The 2,808-nt window shown below is 50.5% G+C and carries 4 protein-coding genes and 1 pseudogene; 3 read left to right on the forward strand and 2 right to left on the reverse strand.

Features of this window, described 5'->3' with window-relative positions:
- Both ACJHX3_RS24550 and ACJHX3_RS24555 read left to right on the forward strand, forming a co-directional pair.
- A pseudogene (locus ACJHX3_RS24550) lies at positions 1–232 on the forward strand (transposase); the annotation flags it as partial.
- A complete protein-coding gene (locus ACJHX3_RS24555; protein WP_001260882.1) occupies positions 232–477 on the forward strand; it encodes a hypothetical protein in 246 nt (81 codons plus the stop codon). The pseudogene ACJHX3_RS24550 and the gene ACJHX3_RS24555, both read left to right, overlap by 1 nt.
- A gap of 30 nt (positions 478–507) precedes the next feature.
- On the opposite strand, the gene ACJHX3_RS24560 is transcribed toward ACJHX3_RS24555, so the two are convergent.
- A complete protein-coding gene (locus ACJHX3_RS24560) occupies positions 508–759 on the reverse strand; it encodes a helix-turn-helix transcriptional regulator (protein WP_000148286.1) in 252 nt (83 codons plus the stop codon).
- Between the two features lie 579 nt (positions 760–1,338).
- On the opposite strand from ACJHX3_RS24560, the gene ACJHX3_RS24565 reads away from it, so the two are divergent.
- Positions 1,339–2,187 (forward strand): DUF4942 domain-containing protein, encoded by an 849-nt coding sequence (locus ACJHX3_RS24565; protein WP_013307867.1) that lies wholly within the window; start codon positions 1,339–1,341, stop codon positions 2,185–2,187.
- Between the two features lie 85 nt (positions 2,188–2,272).
- Here the strand turns inward: ACJHX3_RS24565 and ACJHX3_RS24570 are convergent, their stop codons facing one another.
- Positions 2,273–2,608 (reverse strand): hypothetical protein, encoded by a 336-nt coding sequence (locus ACJHX3_RS24570; RefSeq protein ID WP_000157090.1) that lies wholly within the window; start codon positions 2,606–2,608, stop codon positions 2,273–2,275.
- Positions 2,609–2,808: the final 200 nt, after the last annotated feature.

The raw sequence follows: 2,808 nt of genomic DNA on the forward strand, positions 1-2,808 counted from the left end.
AGGGGACTCTGTATCACCGGAATTTATGCGGGCGCTGGCTGAGCGTCTGCCGCAGCATGAGGATAAACTGATGACTATCGCAGAACGTCTTGAGCAAAAAGGTCGCCAGGAAGGAGCGCTTGAAAAAGCCCTGGCTATTGCGTGCCAGCTTCAGAAAATGGGGATGACGCCGGAGCAGATTAAGCAGGCTACCGGACTTTCCGATGACGAACTGAAGAAAATCACTCACTGATGAGAACCACAAAGCCCGGCAAAATGCCGGGCTTTTTTGTCAGCAGGAGCAGAGCAAACATCATGACGATTGCAGAACGTCTTATACAGAAAGGTTTCGACGAGGGTTTTAAACAAGGGGCTCTAGAAGTGGCGCGGGAAATAGCCTGCCGGCTTCGGGATATAGGCTGGCCGCCGGAACGGATTCAGGAGGTCACGGGACTTTCCGGTGAAGAACTGAAAAAGCTGTTTCCTGATGAGCAGTAGCCTGGCATTCAGCCAGGCTGTGAATCACGCTCACACATTCCCTGCCGTTTCCCCCAGTTCATTTTCCAGTCGCCTGATGATATCTGCCTTACGCATCCCCTGCATGTGAGGCAGCAGGTCACGGACTGAAAGTGCCTGGGTGGTCCTCCAGACGGTGACGTCCACCTGTTCCGCATTTTCCCAGGCGTGCCATGTTCTCTGTGTCACGCCAAATTCTCTGGCCGCTTTTTCGCGTGACCAGAGCATGCTTTTTCGCCAGATTCGCAGTTCCCAGCCGGTCATAAAATACCTTTGAAAAAGTGAAAAAACTTCACTTTATTTTATCACCATAATCACCAAATCAGCGCGAAAAATAAGTGTGAAAAAGTGAAGAAACTTCACTTTTTTTGATTGTGGATGTCGTGCGGTTTTCTCTGTTTTCACCTGTGCGGGAGTGGTGCGCCAGTGACCACCACATGCCATTGTTGTGCCGTCGTTTTTCTTCAGTCACGCCGGATGCGGCGCTCCCTGCACACCTTACGGTGTGTAAGGCCACTGCGCCTGATGGCGCAGCTGTCTCTGCCTGTCTGCCGCCGCACTGCGGCCTGTTCTCCGCAGACGGACTTTCCGGGGGTACATACATGACCACATCCCGTTTCAGTCGTCCAGGGGAGAGATGTACCAGCCACAAAACTTTTTGCCGCAGGCGTCAAAAACTTTTGCGTCTGCCCCCGGACAACTGCCCCGTGACGTGGTGAGCGTCCCCCGTCGGAAAGGTCCACTGCGGGGAAATCCCCGAAGACCCGGACGGCAGAAGGAGCTTCGCTCCTCCGGGAAATGACCTGGCTGACCCGGCAGTCGTGACGATGAGGAGACAATGTGATGAATCAGACTTTACCCACTGCTGACCTGAATACTGCCGGCACGACAGATGTTATTCCGTCTGTGGCTATCGACCGCATCATCGCGCAGCGTAACGAAGGTATTGCACTGTTCATGCAGGCGATGGAATGCCTGGCGACAGCGCGCAAGATTCTGCTCGATGCGTCAGGTGATATTTTTCTTTACGGGTTTGAAGACTGCGTGACTGACTCCGTTCGATGCATGGATAAACCGGAAGAAGCAAAAAAGAATATCACCCGTCTTGCCGATCGGAAAATCTGGGATCGCCTGATGACGGATACTGGCATGTACACCTTCATGAGTTCATGCCAGCGTGATGAGTGGAACAGCCAGCTGATGAGCGACACCTGTCCTGAAATCACCCTGGACAATGTACTGGCAACATTCCGCCATCTGAATGCCAGCAAGATGCAGACATTTGAACAGGGACTGATTGATGTCTACCGGAAATTGTCATGGGATTACAGAACCAATAATCCCTGCCGTCTGGGTAAGAAAATCATTATTGAAAACCTGCTGTACCGCTGGAGTAACGGGCGTGTGACGCTGGACTGCAGCGGACGGGAGGCACTGGATGACCTGGTACGTCCGTTTTATCTGCTGGAGGCGCGCAACGTTCCTGACTTCAGGAACAGCATCGGGGCGCAGTATGGTGAATTTCTCGGGAACGGCGACAATGTCGGTAAGCTATTAGAAGGGGAATATTTTACGGTGCGTGGCTACCAGAAAGGGACCGTACACATTGTCTTTAAGCGTCCTGACCTTGTTGAAAAACTGAATGATATTATTGCACGGCATTATCCTGGTGCATTGCCGCCACGAGTCTGATTAAACAGAAAAGCCCTGGTATTTATGCCGGGGCTTTTTTTTCTGTAATCATCATAATCTCAGAACACGATGTGACATTGTCACATCAATTGTTGTTCATATCGATGCCATCTTTCCTGCCTGAATCTGTCTTTTTAGGTGCTGTTTTAGAGGAAGAACGGCGGGATAGTTTTTTCGATTCTGCTTCCCGAATAATGTCACGAAGTGCCTTCTCTCCTACTTCATACCCTGCATTTTTGAGCGTGTCACGAACATCTGCCAGTGTATAACCCTTAGTCCTTACCAGGACAATGATGTCATCACGAATGGCATCAAGAAAATCACGCAATGTTTTCCGTTGAGCGGTGAGATCTGGCAATTCCGATAAAGCAGCTTTTGCCAGCTGGATGTCATCATCTGAGTAAAATTTTTTAGAAGCCATTGGCACTGTCTCTCCGTTTCATGTTGAAGTCTGATTTTATCATCAAAAACTGACTCCTGGCAGGGCTGCGCCCTGCCTCTGCCGTCTGCATAAGACTATGATGCACAAAAATAACAGGCTATAATGGCCTGAAAAACGGGACAGGATGTGCAATTGTAATACCGTCACACGCGACGCTATTACAATTGCCATCTGGTCAG

Origin of the sequence: Escherichia sp. WS1265, from assembly GCF_046487585.1 — a bacterium.
In the GTDB taxonomy this organism is placed as follows: Bacteria; Pseudomonadota; Gammaproteobacteria; order Enterobacterales; family Enterobacteriaceae; genus Escherichia; species Escherichia coli.